This window comes from Streptomyces peucetius (assembly GCF_025854275.1).
Classification (GTDB): Bacteria; Actinomycetota; Actinomycetes; order Streptomycetales; family Streptomycetaceae; genus Streptomyces; species Streptomyces peucetius_A.
In genome coordinates, this window is sequence record NZ_CP107567.1 from 142,378 (window position 1) to 160,478 (window position 18,101).

Sequence of the window (18,101 nt, forward strand, 5' to 3'; positions counted from 1 at the left end):
GGCTCACGCCACCGAATGGGTCACCGTTCCGCTGTAGAGCCCGCCGATGGCATCCTGCGGGATCCTGATCTCGAGGGTGGGGTTCCAGCTCGCGCTGTTGTTTCCGCTGCCCGAGGTCTTGGAGAACGCGGTGCGTGGCTGCTCCAGGCTGACCCGGTCGTTACGTGTGGGCTGGCCGGGCACGAAGGTGCCGGTGCCGGTGGTGGCGGTCGCCGGCCCGGACCAGTAGTTCACCAGGTTGGGCACGATGACCTCGGTCGGATCGTCGGTTCCGGTGTCGAACTGCGTCGCGACCACCGACACTGTCCACGTGGCATTGTTCGCGGCCCTCTCGTCGCGCACCGTGACGGTGCCGAGCTGACCGCTGACGGTCTGCCCCGGGAACCCGGACCCCAGGTCGCGCGAGGAGGGCACCTCGAGCGTGAGGTTCGCCGTGGCCACGGTGAACGTGACGGTCGTGTCCCCCGACGGCTGGGCGACCGCAGGCAACGGTGCCGCGCCGACCACGGCGACGGCGATGGCACTTGAAATCAGTGATCTTTTGCGCACGGAACCATCATGGCTCCTTATTTGACGGTATGTCGGTATCTAGCATGTTTCATGCGACTGAGTGGGTGACGGTCCCGGTGTAGGTGCCGCCCACGGCGGCCGCCGGCACCGTGAGGATCAGCGTCGGCTGCCAGGCGGTGGTGTTGATCCCGCTGCCGGACGTCTTGGCGAACGCCGTACGCGGGACGCTCAGGGTCTGCGCCTGCGCACTCGTGGCCTGGCCCGGTACCCGGGTGCCGATGCCGGTGGTTGAGGTGGCCTGACCCGACCAGTACGAGAACTGACTCCTGGAGATCTGCCGGGCGGCGCCACCACCCGGCGTCGTGAAGTCGCTCGCCGACACCGTCGCCGTCCAGACCGCGTTCAAGCTGACCCGTGTATCGGAAACCCGGACTTCACCGACCTGTCGGCTGATCGATGAACCAGGGAAGGCCGCGCCGAGATCCACCGCGGCCGGCACGGTGATCGACAGCGTGCCCACCGGTTGCGCGACGCGTACCACGCCGTGGCTCGTCACCGGCGCCGCTGCGCCGGGCAGCGCCGTCACCACGACCGCCGACCCGACACCCATAAGCATCCACAGGATTTGCACGCCGCGACTATAGATCCCGCTACGGGTGATTTTGATCCATCGTCACCCGTTCAGCCGGTTTCTTTCTGGCTGCGACCGGTTAGCGTTCCTCGACCGTTTCGCTCATCCGCACCCTCGGCGGATCTTCGTCCAGGAGCCCCCATGCGCAAGTCCGCGCGTACCGCGACGTACACCGTTCTCGCCCTGGTTCTCGCCGCCGCCGCCAGCCCCGCCCTGTCCATGCCGGCGCACCAAGGCCGCACGGAACCAACCCGGCTCGCCAGCATCAGCGAAGACCACGAACCCACGCTCATCCGGCTACGTACCCGCACCTTCGATCCGACCACACCGGAGGCGGAACGCTCCCGGCCGCAGGGCCATCTACGGTCAAAGGACGGCCGCGCGTACCTCGTGCAGTTCACGACCACCCCGCTCGACAGCCACCGCGCCGCGCTGACTGCCCTCGGTGCCCGGATCGGCGCCTACATTCCCGACGCCACCTACGTGGTGCGCATGGACGAGGCGGCCCGAGGACAGGTCGCTGCGCTGCCGTTCGTGCGATGGGTCGGCCGGTACGACGCCGGCGACAAGATCGAAGGCGGAGCCGTGCCGTCGAGCGCCCGCCGATACCTCATCACGCTCGTGGAACGCAGCGCCGCCGATCAACGTTCGGTGGTCGAGCGGATCAAGGCGATCGGTGGGAAGGTTCACGTCGCATCGGCGAGCCGGCAACTGGTTGAGGCAACCCTGCAGCCGGCGCAGGCGCTTGCCGTGGCGCACTTGGACGCGGTGCTCGCGCTCGACGTCTGGACGGCAGGCGAAGTGGACATGGACAACGCCCGCGTCGCGGGCGGCGCCAACACGGTCGAGACCGCCCTGGGCCACCTCGGCCAAGGCGTACGCGGCGAGGTGATGGACAGCGGGCTGCGCACCACGCACCAGGAGTTCGCGGCCTTCCCGCCGATCATGCACACCGCCAACACCACCAGCACGAGCCACGGCACCTCGACGTACGGGCAGATCTTCTCCTCCGGAGTCAACGCCAATGCCCGCGGTCTGCTCCCCCAGGCACAGCCCATCTTCGCCGCCTTCAGCCAGGTGTCCGACCGGTGGGCGCACACCGCGGAGCTCGTCGACCCGGCGGGCCCCTACCGGGCGGTGTTCCAGTCCAACAGTATGGGCAGCGCGCTGACATTCAGCTACAACTCGACATCGGCGGCGATGGACGACATCGTCTTCGACCACGACATCCTCATCTGCCAGTCCCAGGGCAACACCGGTAACCGCTCTGCCCGGCCACAGGCGTGGGCGAAGAACGTGGTGTCCGTCGGCGGCACGTACCACTACGACACCGTCTCCCGCGCCGATGACGCGTGGAACGGCGGCGGGAGCATCGGCCCGGCCGCGGACGGGCGGATCAAGCCCGACCTGTCGAACTACTACGACGCGGTCCACACCACCGCGTCCGGCGGCGACGCCGCGTACACCAGCACGTTCAGCGGCACCAGCGCCGCCACCCCGATCACCTGCGGCTACGCGGGCCTGATCTTCCAGATGTGGGCCAACGGGGTCTTCGAGGGCAGCCCCGGTCTGGACCGCGACGTCTTCGCGTCCCGGCCACATGCCGCCACCGCGAAGGCATTGTTGATCAATTCGGCCGACCAGTACGCCTTCACAGGCGAGTCCCACGACCTGGCCCGGATGAAGCAGGGCTGGGGTTCGGCCAGCGCCGGCAACCTGTACCAGCAGGCGGAGGCCAACAACTGGCAGCTCCCGATCCTCGTCAACGAGACGGACGTGCTCACGCAGGGCCAGAGCGCGACGTACACACTGACCACCGACGGCAGTGAGCCGCTGAAGGCGACGATGGTCTACACCGATCCGATGGGCTCCCCGTCGGCGGCCCAGGCGCGGGTCAACGACCTGACCCTGAAGCTCACCGCCCCGGACGGCACCGTGTACTGGGGAAACAACGGACTCGCGGCAGGCAACTGGTCAGCCCCGGGTGGCTCGGCCAACACGATCGACACCGTCGAGAACGTGTTCATCCAGAACCCGGCCGTCGGCACCTGGACGATCGAGGTCATCGCCAGCCAGATCAACGTGGACGGACACGTGGAAACCCCCGCGACCGACGCCGACTTCGCCTTGGTCACCACCGGAAAGGTCACCAGCTGATACTCCACGGCTCCTTCCTGATGGCGTGCACGGGCGGCGGATCAAACGATGCGTCGCTCGTCGGCGGGCGCAAAGTCCGCTGCACAGGTCAAACGGCGGCGGGCCGGGAGGAGCGTGACTGGGCGGCGTGCCGCATCGTTGTTGCTTCCAGTGCACGCGTCCGTCCTCACGGAATGCATGCTGGGCCCTGATCAGCGCCGATCAGGGCCCGCCTCATGCCTCGGGCCAGGCGGCGGTCCACTGGCTCTCCGGGATGGGCGGCGACGTGAGGGGCGACCGTGCCGGTGATGATCCGGCAGAACTCGGTGAGTTCTCGGTGAGCACACGTCAGCCTGATCAGTGCGGCGGCTCCGGCATGGGCCCGCCGACGGCAGACGAGTCGCCGCCGTTCGGAACACAGCCATCGAGCAGTGCGTCCAGACCTGCGGCGAGTCCCTCCGTTCCACCACGCTCGGCGAGGTCGGCGGTGGCCGCCCGGAGCCGGGGCAGTTCCTGCGCCGACATCCGGTGCAGGCCGAGTCGGAACGCCGGATCGGACTCGTCGGGAGCGTCCACCATGGCCCGGAGCTCGACGAAGACATAGCCGAGCAGCCACGCGATGTACGCCCGATGGGTTCTTGCCGCGGCGGCGTCATCCAGACCCGCCTGGTGCAGCAGGGTCAGGACCCGCTCGTGGTCCCGGAGTACGGCCGGTGGGCGGCGTGCGAGTGGGACCGCCAGCATGCGGGTCGCCAGCAGCGGCACGGCGTGGGGGTGGCTCAGGGCAACCAAGTAGGTTTCGCGTGCGACGTGGTGGAGTTCCGCGCGCCAAGCGGGAGACGACCGCGAGACGTTCGCAGTCGGCGTTCGGGCATCGCGGGACTCAGCGGCCAGGACATCCTCCAACTCCAGATACAGCGCCTCGACCAGGCCGTCTAGCAGAGCCTCCTTGCCGGCCGCGTACCGGTACAGAGCCATGGCCTCGACGCCCAACTCGGCGCCCAGTCGTCGCATGCTCAGCGCCCCGAGCCCTTCGCGATCGACCACTTCCAGAGCGGTGGCAAGGACCCGCTCCCGGCTCAGCCGCCCGTAGCGGCCTCGATCACCGGCACGTCGGCCCGCGCCCTGCCCGGTCTCCCTGGCCATTCCATCGCCTCCAGCGACGAGATGAGCCTTTCGGCCTGCCCCCTTGACCATATGCGACCTTCAGTGGAAAGTGTACGTATACGCCGTAAATATACGACGTAGGGATACAGGCGGAGATGCCTCCCATGCGATCGCTGCGGCAGAAGCCGCGGCTGTGGGCCTGACACGGCCAAACCGACACATAAGGTACGCGACCGATTACGGAGCGTTGCCATGACCTCCAGGCGCCTCGCGATCTCCAGCGATTCCAGTGACGGCGACTCCATGTCCGATTCGGGGACAGTGACGCCACTGGAAGCCCAGATCCGGAAGCTGTCCGGCGGACGTGTCGCACGGATCACTGCGGAAGGCCCCATCTTCAGGTGGCGCCCGCCCTCTCGGTCCGTACGCCCCGACACCTTCGTGCGCGTGCTGTCCGGCGGGGACCAGGCCGTCGTCATCGGACTGGCCGTCAGCTGGGCGCTGGCCTTCACCTGGTTCTGGACGTGGTGGCTGAGGCCGGAGCACCGGGTCGGATGGGCCGGGCTGGTCGTCAACAGCGTCCTGCTGCTGTATCTGACGGCACTCCCCTTCTACTTCCTGATCACCGTCAGCCGGCTGAAGCGGGTGAACCCCTCGCTGGCGGTCCCCGCGCTGAAAGTCGCCTTCGTGGTGACCCGGGCTCCCTCCGAGCAGTGGTGCACGGTCCGCAGAACCGTCGAGGCCATGACGGCCCAGGTCTTCCCTCACCCGTACGACGTGTGGCTGTGCGACGAGGACCCCACCGAGGAGATCCTCCAGTGGTGCCGTCGCCACGACGTCCGTGTGTCGTGCCGCCGGGGCGTCGCCGCGTACCACCGGACCACCTGGCCCCGGCGTACCCGCTGCAAGGAAGGCAACCTCGCCTACTTCTACGACCGCTGGGGCTACCGCGACTACGCCGTCGTCTCCCAGCTCGACTGCGACCATGTTCCGGCCCCGACCTACCTGGCCGAGATGGTGAGGCCGTTCGCCGACCCGGCCATCGGGTACGTGGCCGCTCCCAGCGTCTGCGACGTCAACGCCGGCCAGTCGTGGTCAGCGCGGGGCCGGTTGTACCGGGAGGCCGTCTGGCACGGAGCCGTGCAGCTCGGCCACACCAACGGACTCGCACCGATGTGCATCGGCTCGCACTACGCGGTCCGCACGGCCGCGCTGCGCGACATCGGGGGTCTCGGACCGGAGCTCGCGGAGGACTTTTCCACGACACTGCTTCTCAATTCGGCCGGCTGGCAAGGGGCATTCGCAATCGACGCCGAGGCACACGGCGACGGGCCACTCACCTTCGCCGACATGGTCACCCAGGAATACCAGTGGTCTCGCAGCCTCACCACGATGCTGTTCAGTCTCATCTGGCACCACATAGGCCGTATGCCCGTCCTGCGTCGTCTGCGTTTCGCCTATGCGCTGGGCTACTACCCGCTGCTCGCACTGACCGTTCTGGCTGGAATGTCACTGCCGCCGATCGCGGTGCTGACCGGCCTGCCATGGATGAACGTCAACTACTTCGACTTCCTGCTCCACTTCTGGTTCATGCCGCTCTGGGTCCTCTTGGCGTTGCTCCTCATGCGGCGGTGCGGACTGCTGCGCCCGCCCTCGGCGCCCGTCATCAGCTGGGAGATCTGGCTGTTCGCCCTCGCCCGCTGGCCTTACATCGTCTGGGGGGTCCTGGGGGCGGCGCGCCAGCAGATGCGCCCGCGGCCGGTGGTCTTCAAGGTCACGCCCAAGCAACGCAGCGGCTTCGAACCCCTGCTGACCCGTCTGGTGCTTCCGTTCGCCGTCCTGGCTGTGTCCCTGGCCGGCGTCACCCTGTTCGGAGAGCTGATGCGACCTGCGGTGGGCTACGTCTTCCTGTCCCTGCTCGGCGCCGTGACCTACGGGGCGGTCGCCCTGGCCGTGCCCTTGATGCACGTGCGGGAGACATCCCGTGCGACCGGCACCACGTTCCGCACCGCCCTCCCCACAGCGAGGACACCGCTGCTCATCGGTGTCGCCTCCGCTGTCCCTTCCATCCTGGCCATCACGTTCTTCCCTGCCTACGCGGCCGCTGTTCTCGGCTGGTGAGCCCCGGTGTCCGCAGTCAACCAACCTCATGAACTCACGAAGGAGAGGCCCGTGCCAACACCGTCAACCATCCTGATCACCGGTGGAGCGGGTTTCATCGGCAGCCACACCTGTGTCGAACTGCTCGATCACGGCTACGCGCTGGTGGTGGTCGACGACTACTCCAACAGCTCGCCCCAGGTGTTCTCCAGGGTGCAGAAGGTCGCCGACTGCTATCTGAGCGCCGTCTACCGGCTGGATCTGCGCAACAGACGCGCACTCTCCGACGTCTTCGACCATCATTCCGTGGACGCGGTGGTGCACTTCGCCGGGAAGAAGGCCGTCGGCGAGTCGATGCGGAAACCGATCGAGTACTACGACACCAACATCGGCGGTACGACCGCCCTGCTGCGAGCCATGGACGAACACGGCGTCCACCAGATGGTGTTCTCTTCGTCCTGCTCCATCTACGGCGAAACCGACAAGGTGCCGCTGAACGAGCACGATCCGGCCCGGCCCACGAACCCCTACGCCGCATCGAAGTGGGCATGCGAGCAGATACTCGCCGACGTGTGCCGGCTCCGGCCCGAGTTCAGCGTGCTGTCCCTGCGCTATTTCAACCCTGTGGGCGCACATCCCAGCGGCCTGCTCGGCGAGTCCCCCCGTGGCGGCGACGTCAACCTGATGCCTCGCCTGGCCCAGGTCGCCGACGGCGAGCGGAAGGCCGTCACGGTGTACGGCAGCGACTACGCCACCCGGGACGGAACCGGGGTCCGTGACTACATCCATGTCATGGACGTCGCCGAGGCGCACCGGGTGGCGCTGGACCACCTCGACGACGCACCCGGAATGCGGGTGTTCAACCTCGGCGTCGGATCAGGCACTTCGGTCCTGGAACTGCTGGCCGCCTTCGGCGAGGCCTGCGGCAAGGAGATCCCGTACACGGTCGAGGACCGCCGACCGGGCGACGTGAGCGAACTCGTCGCCGATCCCCGCGTCGTCGCACACGAATGGGGCTGGCGCCCGACCCGCAATCTCGCCGCGATGTGCCGGGACGCATGGCGGTTCCGGCAGCTCAACCCCCTCGGCTACGCGGACTGATCCGTCCGCGCCCTCATGAAGGAGAACGACATGCGGATGACAGTCATCGGCACCGGATACGTCGGGGTGGTCCATGCCGCGTGCATGGCGGACATCGGCCACGATGTCCTCGGCGTGGACATCGACGAAGAGCGCATCGCGGCCCTGACCGCGGGGCACGCCCCGATCTACGAGCCCGGCCTGAACGCGCTTCTCGCCCGTACCGTCAAGTCGGGACGGCTGCGTTTCTCCACCTCCACAACAGAGGCGACCCGGTTCGCACGCCTGCACTTTGTATGCGTGGGAACGCCGCAAGTGCCCGGCGGTGAAGCGGCGGACATCCGCCACGTCGACGCCGCGGTCGACGGCATGGCACCGCATTTGCAGCCCGGCAGCCTGATCGTCGGCAAGTCCACGGTGCCGGTCGGCACGACCGCCCGCCTGGCCGCACGCCTGCGGGCCGTCGCACCGCACAGCGAGATCGCCTGGAACCCCGAGTTCTTGCGCGAGGGGTTCGCCGTGGCCGACACCAGGCGTCCCGAACGGATCGTCGTCGGCGTCGAGTCACGGCGCGCCGAGGCGACCCTCCGGGCGATCTACAAGCCCATGCTGATCAGCGGAGTCCCCTTCTTCAGCACCGACCCCGCCACCGCCGAACTCGTCAAGGTGGCGTCGAACGCCTTCCTCGCCACCAAGATCTCCTTCATCAACGCCATGGCCGAGGTGTGCGACGCGACAGGCGCCGACGTGGTGACGCTGGCCGAGGCCGTCGGCCAGGACTCGAGGATCGGCCACCGGTTCCTGCAGCCCGGTCTGGGCTTCGGCGGCAGCTGTTTCCCCAAGGACATCCGTGCTTTCGCCGCGCGGGCCGAGGAACTGGGGGTCGGCGACACGATGGCATTCCTCCACCAGGTCGACGAGATCAACACCCGGCAGCGGCGCCGCACGGTCGACCTGGCACGGAACCTCGTGGGCGGCTCCTTCACCGACCGGCACATCGCGGTCCTGGGAGCGGCCTTCAAACCCGAGAGCGACGACGTGCGAGACTCCCCCGCCCTGGACGTCGCGGCGGCAATCCGGCGCCTGGGCGCCGAGGTCCGGGTGCACGACCCGGAAGCCGTCGACAACGCCCGGCGCAAGTACCCCGGGCTGCAGTACACCCTCGACGTGCCCAAGGCGTGTGAGGACGCGGATCTCGTCCTGCATCTGACGGCATGGCCCGAGTACAGGGAGATCTCCCCCGCCGAGCTCGGCCCCGTGGTCCGCAGCCGGAAGATCCTCGACGCGCGGGACACCCTGGACGCCGCCTCCTGGCAATCGGCGGGCTGGACGCTGAGCGCACTCGGCCGTCCTCGGATCAGCGGCGCGTACGCCGCCTGACGCGCGAACTCTGGAGGAATCATGCATGTGGTGGTCACTGGCGGGGGCGGCTTTCTCGGATCGCACCTCTGCGACGCCCTGCTACGCAGAGGAGACAGCGTCCTGTGTGTGGACGACTTCTCGACCGCTGACCCGCAGAACACGGCGCATCTGAGCGGACACCCCTGTTTCACCTTCGTCCGCGCCGACGTCACCGCCGCATTCGACGTTCTGGGACCGCTGGATGCCGTGGCGCACCTCGCCAGCCCCGCCTCGCCCCCTGATTACCACCGCCGCCCCCTGGAAACGCTGGCCGTGGGCAGCAGGGGGACGGAGAACGCCCTGCGGCTGGCGGTCCGCCACCGGGCACGTTTCGTCCTCGCCTCGACCAGTGAGGTGTACGGCGACCCGGTGGTCCATCCTCAGCGGGAGGACTACTGGGGGAATGTCAATCCGGTGGGCCCGCGCAGTGTGTACGACGAGGCCAAACGGTTCGCCGAAGCGCTCTCCATGGCGTATCGGCGCAGCCTGGACGCGAACGTCGGCATATTGCGGATCTTCAATACGTACGGACCCAGGATGCGCCCCTACGACGGCAGGGTGGTGTCCACCTTCATCCGGCAGGCATTGGACGGCGAGCCGCTCACCATCTACGGGGACGGAAGCCAGACACGTAGTTTCTGCTACGTGGACGATCTGGTCAGGGGCATCGTCGCCATGATCGACTCAGATCTGCCCGGGCCCCTCAACCTGGGCAATCCCTGCGAGCGGACGGTGCGGGAACTCGCGGAGCTGGTGCTGGAGACGACCGGTTCAGCATCGGGACTGGAGTTCCGTCCGCTGCCCGTGGACGATCCTGTCCGGCGGCGTCCCGTGATCACGCGGGCGCAGCATCAGCTCGACTGGTTCCCCCACGTGACGATGGAGGAAGGCCTGCGGAACACCATGGAATGGTTCAGGTCCAGGCGCAGCCTCTCCTCGGCGGGTCGAACGGCGCAGGAGTCCGTGGGATGCTGATCGGGATGCGAAACCGTTCCGCACGGCGCCTGGGGCGATGCCGCCGGTGCGTCCTCGCGGCCGCGCCGATGGCGCTCACGGGTGTTCTCCTCGCAGGCTGCGTCGGAACTCCGCATTACACACCCGCCCGTACTTACTACGTGAGTCCGGACGGCGACGACGACAATGACGGCCGGTCCCCGGGCCAGGCGTGGCGGTCGCTCGCACGCGCCGACGCACGAGCGCTCGAGCCCGGTGACCGGCTGCTGCTTCGGGGAGGAGGCAGTTTCCCGGGCTTCCTCAAGCTGGACGAGGACGAGGCGGGCAGCGCGGACAAGCCCGTGATCGTGGGCAGCTACGGCGGCGGAAGGGCCACGATCGTTGCGGACAACACCACGGGCATCAGCGTGCACAACACTGCGGGGGTGGAGATCCGGGATCTGGCTATCGTCGGCAGGAACGGCGCCTATGCCGGTCATGGCGGCGTTCACGTCTACAGCGACAGGACCGACGGCGGGAGACTGCGGCACGTTGCGGTGGCCGACGTGGAGGTCTCCGGTTTTCACATCGGCATTCAGATCGGCAGTGCCAGTCGGTCGACCGGTTTCCATGAGGTACGGATCACGGACTCCGTACTGCGGAACAACAAGGACATCGGGCTGCTGACGTACGGCCCGGCGACCCTTGAAGACGCCCCCACCGGATATGCCCACGAGGATGTAGTGGTTTCGGGAGTCGAAGCGCACCACAACGCGGGTGACCCCCATGCCGACGATCGGCACACCGGGAACGGCATCGTCTTCGGCAGTGTCCGGGGCGGTCGGATTCAGGACTCCAGTGCTCACGACAACGGGAGCCGCGCCTCAACCGAAGCCGGGGAGGGGCCGATCGGCATCTGGAGCTACGACTCCACCGGCCTGCTCATGGAACACAACCGCAGTTATCGCAATCACACGGGGTCGCGGGTCGACGGAGCCGGCTTCGGGCTCGACTCGAACGTTTCGCATTCGACCGTTCAGTACAACTTGGCATTCGGTAACGACGGTCCGGGGTTCCACGCGTACACCAGCAAGAAGAACGACGCCCACAACGGCAACGTGTTCCGTTTCAATATCAGCAGTAATGACGGACGTAAATGGCCGGAGAAAGGTGCAATCCATGTGCACGGAAACGTGATGCACGGGCTTCAGGTGTACAACAACACCGCGGTGATGACGGACTCCGTGCGGCCCGGCCCCGCAGTACGGCTGACCGCCGAAGGGCAGGGCATGACTTTCCGTAACAACATCCTGGTCACGGACGGCCCACCGCTCATCGTGGCGGACAAGGCGTTCCGCACCGGTCAGGCCCTGTGGCAAGGGAACGACTATTACAGCACCGCCGGCCGAGAAAACGTGCAATGGGGTGGCGAGACCTACTCCGGGCTCGCGGAGTGGCGGTCCGCCACCGGCCAGGAGATGACGGGCGGCCGGAAGACGGGCTTCGAGAAGGACCCCTGCTTCAGAGGGGGGCAGGCACCGGTCGTCAACAAGGCGAGCGACGCCGCGCTATTGGTGCCCGTGTGCGACGCCTTGGCGGACAAGGGCATCGACCTGCGCTCGCTGTTCGGGATCGATCCGGGCAGACAGGACTACTTCGGCGAGGCGCTCGGGCGGGGGCTGCCCGTCGGAGCCGCCCTGATGGCGACGGACTAGGCGACGCCCTGCAGCGCGCCGAAGCCGAGGCTGGGCCAGGCTCAGTGTCCGAGTTACTCACGGACAGCCCTTCAGCCCCCGAAGCGGAGCTTGTACTGCTTTTTACCCTTCGGGAAGTCGTCCATCGTCCCGCCGCCCCAGTCGTGGTTGAAATACGCCTGGTACTTCGAGTCCTGGACCAGGTCGGCCATGCGGTCGATGAAATAGGGCGAGTCGCCGCCCCCCGCATAGTCGTCACCCTTCAGGTACAGGCCCCACTCCGGGTAGGACGTGGGCTTGTTGTGGGCGGCGGCGAATTCCTTGAACTCGTTCACTCCCATGGCGGTGGTGAGAGTGTGGTTCCACCGCTGAGCCGGCGTAGCGCCCGGGTGCTGCCACCACACGTCGTAGATGTTCAATCCGACGATGTCGACGTAGGAGTCGCCGGGGTACAGCGTCTCGAATGACGTGACCTTGCCCGAGGGACCGACGGCCATGTTGTAGTCGAACTGGAGATCTCCTCCGGCCCGAGCACGCATAAGAGAGACCACACGTCGGAACATCGCCCGATAGGCTGCCGGGTCGTCAGTACCCTGCCATGGCCCGATGATCTTGTTGTTACCCTCGTACCCGAGGCGTACGACCGAATCGCCCAAGCCGTTCTCGACCATCAGGTCGGCGAGGCCCTGGAACTGACTGTCGTACTTACCGGCGAGTCCGTCCGCGAAGTTGCCACCCTTGGGCAACATATGCAGACCGAGCACGAACCGGCGATCGGCCTCGGCCTTCTTCCAGTCACCCCAGTACTTGAACGCGTACTGATTCCACTTGATGTTCTCGGACGGGTCGGCATAGTCGGTCGCGTGAACCGGGGACCGGCTGAGCCAGGTTTGGAAGTTGTTCAGAGCATCGGTTTTCCCGGGGCCCACATAGACACCCAGGCGGGGCGAGGTGGCGACACCCTCGGACGGCACGGCCATGAGCGAAAGGGTAACCGTCGCCATGGCCAGTGTCGCCGCCAGCTTTCGCTTCATCCTCGCCCTTCCTTACCGACTTGCCGATTTACCGAATCACCTGATGCCGACACGGCGGCCAGGGCCGGGCTGCGCCTGAGCCACTCGGTCACCTTGCGGCCTGGTCATTCTTAGGAGGGCTGCGGGCACAGGGCAACAAAAGATCGCTACTAAGTGACTCCGTAGATGGAAGGGCCTTGCCTGCGGACTCAAAGGCATCCGTCCGGCACCCAGGCGCCCCCGGAAGGAATCCTTGTCGCCGCGGGAGTAGCTCTATCGCTTGCGAGGCGGCGGAAATATCGAGCAGTCGAGTGCCGCATCCGCCACACGCCAGGCATGTCCGTTATGCACGTTTTGGACTATTACGCCCTCAGAGGTCTGCTGCTAACAGGCATCGTTGAAGCGGAACGCGGCATGGCGCATGTCACATCACGCAAGAGCCCGGAGTCGCGCGTGACCGGCAGGAGACCGTGACGACTCCGGAGAACCGTCGGTCGACGGATCGCAGCTCCGGGCTGCCCACTCCCGGCCCTACGAGGCCGGGGGTGGCGGCCGATGGGACTGCCGTCGTCCGGGCCCGTTGATGTCATCGATGGACGGGATCGGCCACACACTGTGGCCGACCGACCGCCCCCCGCATCAAGGACCGCCTGGGCCCCGAGCAGGGAAGCGGTCAGGGGCACCGTGCTGATCGTGAACGGCACTCGCGGCCGTCAGCCGGCCGGCGCTCAAGGCCTGGGAGTCGGCTTGGCGCGAAGGCCGCAGTCGGCCACACCACGGTGCTTGCGGACGGCGGCTAACGGGAGGCATCGTCCCGAGATGCGCCATGGGCCCTCCGCGCCTAGTCTCGAAACGGAGACCTCCCTGCAACTCCCAGGTCGCCACGGTTAGTTCCGGTCGAGCGTGTCCTCGTCCGCCTTCGGTGGTCGCGCGGTTTCAGGGCGGATGATGCCCGCCTGCCGTATCCCTCCCGCGTGAGGAGGCGGTTTCCTTGACGCGGATCCACCGGTTGACGGTTTGCTACCTCGCCTTCGTGGTTCTCTGCACGGTTCTGTATTTGGTCTATCCCGACCGGCGTACGACGATGTGGGCCGCCATGGGGCTCGCAGGCGTCGTCGCCATCCTGGTGGGAATCCGCATCAACCGGCCGGCCCGTCGCTGGCCCTGGCTGGCACTTGCTGCCGCAAACCTCGCCTTCACCGCGGGCGATACCGCGTACAACATTCTCAACAGCTTCTTCGATCAGAACAACCCGTTCCCCTCGGTGGCGGATGCCTTCTATCTGTCCACCTATCCTCTGTTCGCCGCGGGGCTCATCGGTTTCATCCATTACCGGTGGCCGGGAAGAGATTTTCCAAGCCTGCTCGACGCGCTGATTCTCACTTCCGGTCTGGCCGTTCTCCTATGGGTCTACCTGATCGGTCCTCTGAGCCATGTGGAGGGAATGACCTGGATACAGCGCGCGATTTCGATCGCCTATCCACTGGGCGACGTGTTGATGCTGACGATGCTCACCCGACTGCTCGCGTCGGGCGTCGGCATCACGCGCAGCATGCAGCTGCTCACCCTCGGCACCCTGGGCATCCTCGTGTCCGACGTGCTGTACGGACTGCTGCAGTTGAAGGGCACCTGGCAGGTCGGTACCCCCATGGACCTGGGGTGGGTGGTCTTCTTCACCGCATGGGGTCTCGCCGCGCTCCATCCGACCATGCGGGACCTGACCGAGCACGTGCCCCAGCGCGGTTCGCCCACGTTCCCGGCCAAACAAAGGCTCGTCCTGCTCGCGGCCGCCTCTCTCGTGGCGCCCGGCATTTTGCTCTACCAAGCCCTGCACGGCAAGGTCAGTGACGCGGGCGTTATCGCCGTGTTCTCGACGGCGCTGTTCCTCCTCGTCATCCTGCGGCTCGCGGGCGCGGTGGGGGTGCACCGGCAGGCAGTGGCCAGGGAGCGCGCCCTGCGTATGGCCGCCGCCTCACTGCTGACAGCGGTCAGACCACGCGAGGTGGCCAACTCCGTCGAGACGGCGGTGAACGCGCTGTTCGGGCCGGGCGTACCGCACAGGACCGTGCTGCTGGCCTCGGAGGGGGACAAGGGCCTGTACGCCGTGCACACGGAGTCGACCGCGTGGGACTGGAGGATCAGCCGTTCCGACGACGGCGGGTCCCACCTGGTCTCGGCGCTCAGCAGCCACGGGGCCCGGTTGGTGCCGCTCGGTGAACTCGACCGACGCGTGGTCGACGGTCTGGACAATGCACAGTGCGCGCTGCTGTGTCCCCTGGCCCTGTCGGACCGGCCGACCGGGGAACCACTCGTCGGTGCCCTGTTCGTGGCGGGCCCCGAACGCAAACTGATGGAGCTGTGGAGTTCGCTGGAGATCCTGGCTTCCCAGGCGTCGCTGGCGATGGAGCGGGTGGGACTCAGCCAGGAGGTCAACCGCCGCAACAGCGAGGCGTACTTCCGTACGCTGGTGCACAATGCCTCGGACGTCATCCTCATCCTGGACGACGACAACACCGTCCGGTACGCGAGCCCGTCGGCGGACGGCATGTTCGGCCGCAACAACCTCATCGGCACGATGTTCACCACGCTGGTCGATCCGCGGGACCAGGAGCGGGCAAGCCGGGCGCTGACCGAAATGCGGGTCACGGGTGACCAGGACATGCACGAGGACTGGAAGGTGCTGACGCCCGCCGGACGGCGCACGGACGTCGAGGCCCGCTGCAGCAATTTGCGCGAGGACCAGACGGTCCACGGACTCGTCCTCACCCTGCGGGACGTGACAGAGCAACGTCAGCTGGAGCGGGAACTCACCCGTCGTGCCTTCCACGACTCACTGACCGGCCTGCCCAACCGCGTACTTCTCCTGGAGCGCATCGAGCGGGCACTGATGCGTGACCGCCGGGAGTCGACCATCGCCTGCGTGCTCTTCATCGACCTGGACGACTTCAAGGTCGTCAACGACACGATGGGCCACACGGTGGGGGACGAGCTCCTGACCGCGGTGGCAGCCCGGCTCACGTCGACGCTGCGGCGCAGCGACACCGCGGCCCGGCTGGGCGGCGACGAGTTCGCGGTGCTGATGGAGGGGGCGAAGGTACCGCTCGACGCGGAGGTACTGGCCAGCCAGGTCATCCAGACTCTCAACCAGTCGTTCCCGTTGTCCGGCGGCATTGTCAGCGTGTCGGCCAGCGTGGGCATAGCCACGGCACTCGACAGTGCGGACGGGGAGGAGCTGCTCGGTCACGCCGACCTTGCCCTCTACGCGGCCAAGTCCGCGGGGAAGCGGCAGTGGCGCAGATACCAGCCCGCACTCCACGCCGACATGCTGGAACGCCACGAACTCCAGGCCGGCCTGGCCACTGCGGTCTCGCAGGAGGGTTTCGCCCTGCGCTACCAGCCCATCGTCGACCTCGGCGACGGCCACGTCGTCGGTTTCGAGGCACTGGCCCGTTGGCCGCATCCCCGGCGTGGCCTGGTGCCACCGGACGAGTTCATCACGCTCGCCGAGGAAACCGGGCACATCTTGCCGCTCGGTGCCTGGGTACTGGAACGGGCCACGGCGGACATCACTCGCTGGCAGCAGGCGACTCCACGGCCGGCCCCGCTGTGCGTCAACGTCAACGTCTCCGCACGCCAGTTCCGGGACCCGGGGTTCCTGGACGAGGTACGTCGCACACTGGAGACGACCGGGCTGGAGCCGGGGTCGCTGGTGCTGGAGCTGACCGAGAGCGTTCTGATGCGCAGGGACGAACAGATCGAGGGCGTCATGCGGGTTCTGAAAAACCTGGGCGTGAATATTGCGATCGACGACTTCGGTACGGGATTCTCGTCATTGAGCTATCTCAGAGAGTTTCCGATCGATGTACTCAAGGTCGACAAGTCCTTCATCGACAACATATGCGTGGACACCCAACAGGTGGCACTCGTCGACGGGATCGTCCGCATCGCCGACACGCTTGGCCTTCAGGTCATCGCCGAAGGCATCGAGGAGTTGTCTCAGCGTCAGTTGCTGACCGCCATGGGCTGCCGTTTCGGGCAGGGCTATCTGTTCGCCCGTCCGATGACGGCGGACCAGGCGGAGGCACTACTGAGCGGCGGGCTGCAGAACCGGGCCGCCGGTCTGATCGACAGGACGGGTCGAACGACGCCACAGCAGCCGAGCGGCCCTCTGCCCGAACCTCGGGCCGTCGACCACATGATTCCGCAGGCCGTCCCCACCGGGAACAGGAATGAGAAAGAAATGCGCAAAGCGCTCCCGGAAGCACGAGGCATACGGCACGACCCGAGATGGGGAGACCTTGAACGCCTCCGCCGGACCAGTCCCATGAGCGACGCGGTCCTGGACGAGGTCGACGGACGGCGCATTCGCTGTGGCGACCACTGGCTTACCGATTTCGCGTCATGCAATTACCTCGGCTTCGATTTCGACCCGGAGATCATGGCGTCGATCGAACCGCAGGTGCGGAAGTGGGGTACTCATCCCAGCTGGTCACGGATGATCGGCAGCCCGCAGCTCTATCCCCAGATCGAGGAGAGGCTCACCGAACTCCTCGGCGCACCCGACACCTTGGTCCTCCCCACCATCACGCTGATCCACGCTTCGGTGATCCCGGCCCTGGCCGGGGAGGAAGGGCATGTCTTCGTCGATGCGGAGGCGCACCGGACGGTGTACGACGGCTGCCTGGTCGCCCGCGGACAGGGCGCGACCGTGCGGCGGTTCCATGCCGACCGCCCCGACGAACTCAGGGAAATGCTGCGGACCGTGCCATCGGGGTCCGCCCGGCTGGTATGCCTGGACGGCGTCAACAGCATGACGGGAAACCTGCCCGCACTGGGCGAACTCGCCGAAGTGTGCCGGGACCTGGGCGCCACCCTCTATGTCGATGACGCGCACGGCTTCGGAATCATCGGTGAACGGGGCCCGGACGAGACATCCCCTTACGGATCCCGCGGCAACGGCATTGTTCGCCATCTCGGCGAGACCTACGACGACGTCATTCTCGTCAGCGGTTTCTCCAAGGCCTATTCCTCACTTCTCGCCTTCATAGCCCTGCCCACCTGGCTCAAGGAGCATCTCAAGGTCGCGGCGGCGCCCTATCTCTATTCCGGGCCTTCACCCACCGCCTCTCTCGCGACGGTGCTGGCCGGGTTCGACGTCAACGAGCGGCGCGGGGACGCCCTTCGCGCCGACCTCCACCGCAAGACAGCCGATGTCCTGAGCCATGTGCACCGGCTCGGCATCGACACTCCCAACGTCCACGGCCTGCCCATCATCGAACTCCCGCTCGCCGACGCCTCCGACATCGACGCGGCCGCACTGTTCCTCTGGGACAGGGGCATCTATGTCACGCTCGCGGCCTATCCCCTCGTTCCCCGTCACCGCGTCGGATTCCGCATCCAGGTGACGGCGCTGAACACCGGCGAGGACATCGAACGGCTCAATGACGCGCTGACCGCCCTGACCGAGCGGTTCCAGTTCCAGACCAGACCGTGAGG

The 18,101-nt window shown here is 67.0% G+C and carries 11 protein-coding genes; 7 read left to right on the top strand and 4 right to left on the bottom strand.

All coding sequences use genetic code 11. The features are described from left to right. Nucleotides 1–3: 3 nt before the first annotated feature. Together OGH68_RS00675 and OGH68_RS00680 are read right to left on the bottom strand one after the other, a co-directional pair. Nucleotides 4–549, bottom strand: coding sequence for a hypothetical protein (locus tag OGH68_RS00675; protein WP_264241282.1), 546 nt, complete (start codon nucleotides 547–549; stop codon nucleotides 4–6). Between the two features lie 49 nt (nucleotides 550–598). After that, nucleotides 599–1,099, bottom strand: coding sequence for a hypothetical protein (locus tag OGH68_RS00680; RefSeq protein WP_264241283.1), 501 nt, complete (start codon nucleotides 1,097–1,099; stop codon nucleotides 599–601). 183 nt (nucleotides 1,100–1,282) lie between these two features. Here OGH68_RS00680 and OGH68_RS00685 point away from each other — a divergent pair, with 183 nt between their 5' ends. Beyond that, nucleotides 1,283–3,298, top strand: coding sequence for a S8 family serine peptidase (locus OGH68_RS00685; RefSeq protein ID WP_264241284.1), 2,016 nt, complete (start codon nucleotides 1,283–1,285; stop codon nucleotides 3,296–3,298). Between the two features lie 336 nt (nucleotides 3,299–3,634). Here the strand turns inward: OGH68_RS00685 and OGH68_RS00690 are convergent, their stop codons facing one another. Next, nucleotides 3,635–4,423: a TetR/AcrR family transcriptional regulator gene (locus OGH68_RS00690; RefSeq protein WP_264241285.1), complete on the bottom strand. Its 789-nt coding sequence runs from the start codon at nucleotides 4,421–4,423 to the stop codon at nucleotides 3,635–3,637. Between the two features lie 213 nt (nucleotides 4,424–4,636). Between OGH68_RS00690 and OGH68_RS00695 the strand changes: the two genes are divergently transcribed. From OGH68_RS00695 to OGH68_RS00715, 5 genes are read left to right on the top strand one after another with little or no spacing between them, the layout of a single operon-like run. Beyond that, nucleotides 4,637–6,505, top strand: coding sequence for a glycosyltransferase family 2 protein (locus tag OGH68_RS00695; protein WP_413470911.1), 1,869 nt, complete (start codon nucleotides 4,637–4,639; stop codon nucleotides 6,503–6,505). Nucleotides 6,506–6,556: 51 nt separating this feature from the next. Continuing rightward, nucleotides 6,557–7,585 (top strand): UDP-glucose 4-epimerase GalE, encoded by a 1,029-nt coding sequence (gene galE, locus OGH68_RS00700; protein ID WP_264241286.1) that lies wholly within the window; start codon nucleotides 6,557–6,559, stop codon nucleotides 7,583–7,585. Between the two features lie 30 nt (nucleotides 7,586–7,615). After that, nucleotides 7,616–8,944, top strand: coding sequence for a UDP-glucose dehydrogenase family protein (locus tag OGH68_RS00705; RefSeq protein WP_264241287.1), 1,329 nt, complete (start codon nucleotides 7,616–7,618; stop codon nucleotides 8,942–8,944). A 21-nt stretch (nucleotides 8,945–8,965) separates the two neighbouring features. Then, nucleotides 8,966–9,940 carry a UDP-glucuronic acid decarboxylase family protein gene (locus OGH68_RS00710; RefSeq protein ID WP_264241288.1) on the top strand — a complete coding sequence of 325 codons (975 nt, stop codon included), beginning with the start codon at nucleotides 8,966–8,968 and terminating at the stop codon, nucleotides 9,938–9,940. Further along, a complete protein-coding gene (locus OGH68_RS00715; protein ID WP_264241289.1) occupies nucleotides 9,934–11,613 on the top strand; it encodes a right-handed parallel beta-helix repeat-containing protein in 1,680 nt (559 codons plus the stop codon). The genes OGH68_RS00710 and OGH68_RS00715 overlap by 7 nt, the downstream gene beginning before the upstream one ends. A gap of 71 nt (nucleotides 11,614–11,684) precedes the next feature. Here the strand turns inward: OGH68_RS00715 and OGH68_RS00720 are convergent, their stop codons facing one another. Continuing rightward, nucleotides 11,685–12,626, bottom strand: a complete 942-nt coding sequence (locus OGH68_RS00720) for a glycosyl hydrolase (RefSeq protein ID WP_264241290.1) — start codon at nucleotides 12,624–12,626, stop codon at nucleotides 11,685–11,687. Between the two features lie 1,036 nt (nucleotides 12,627–13,662). Between OGH68_RS00720 and OGH68_RS00725 the strand changes: the two genes are divergently transcribed. Beyond that, complete coding sequence (locus tag OGH68_RS00725; protein WP_413470912.1) at nucleotides 13,663–18,099, top strand: aminotransferase class I/II-fold pyridoxal phosphate-dependent enzyme; 4,437 nt, start codon at nucleotides 13,663–13,665, stop codon at nucleotides 18,097–18,099. Nucleotides 18,100–18,101: the final 2 nt, after the last annotated feature.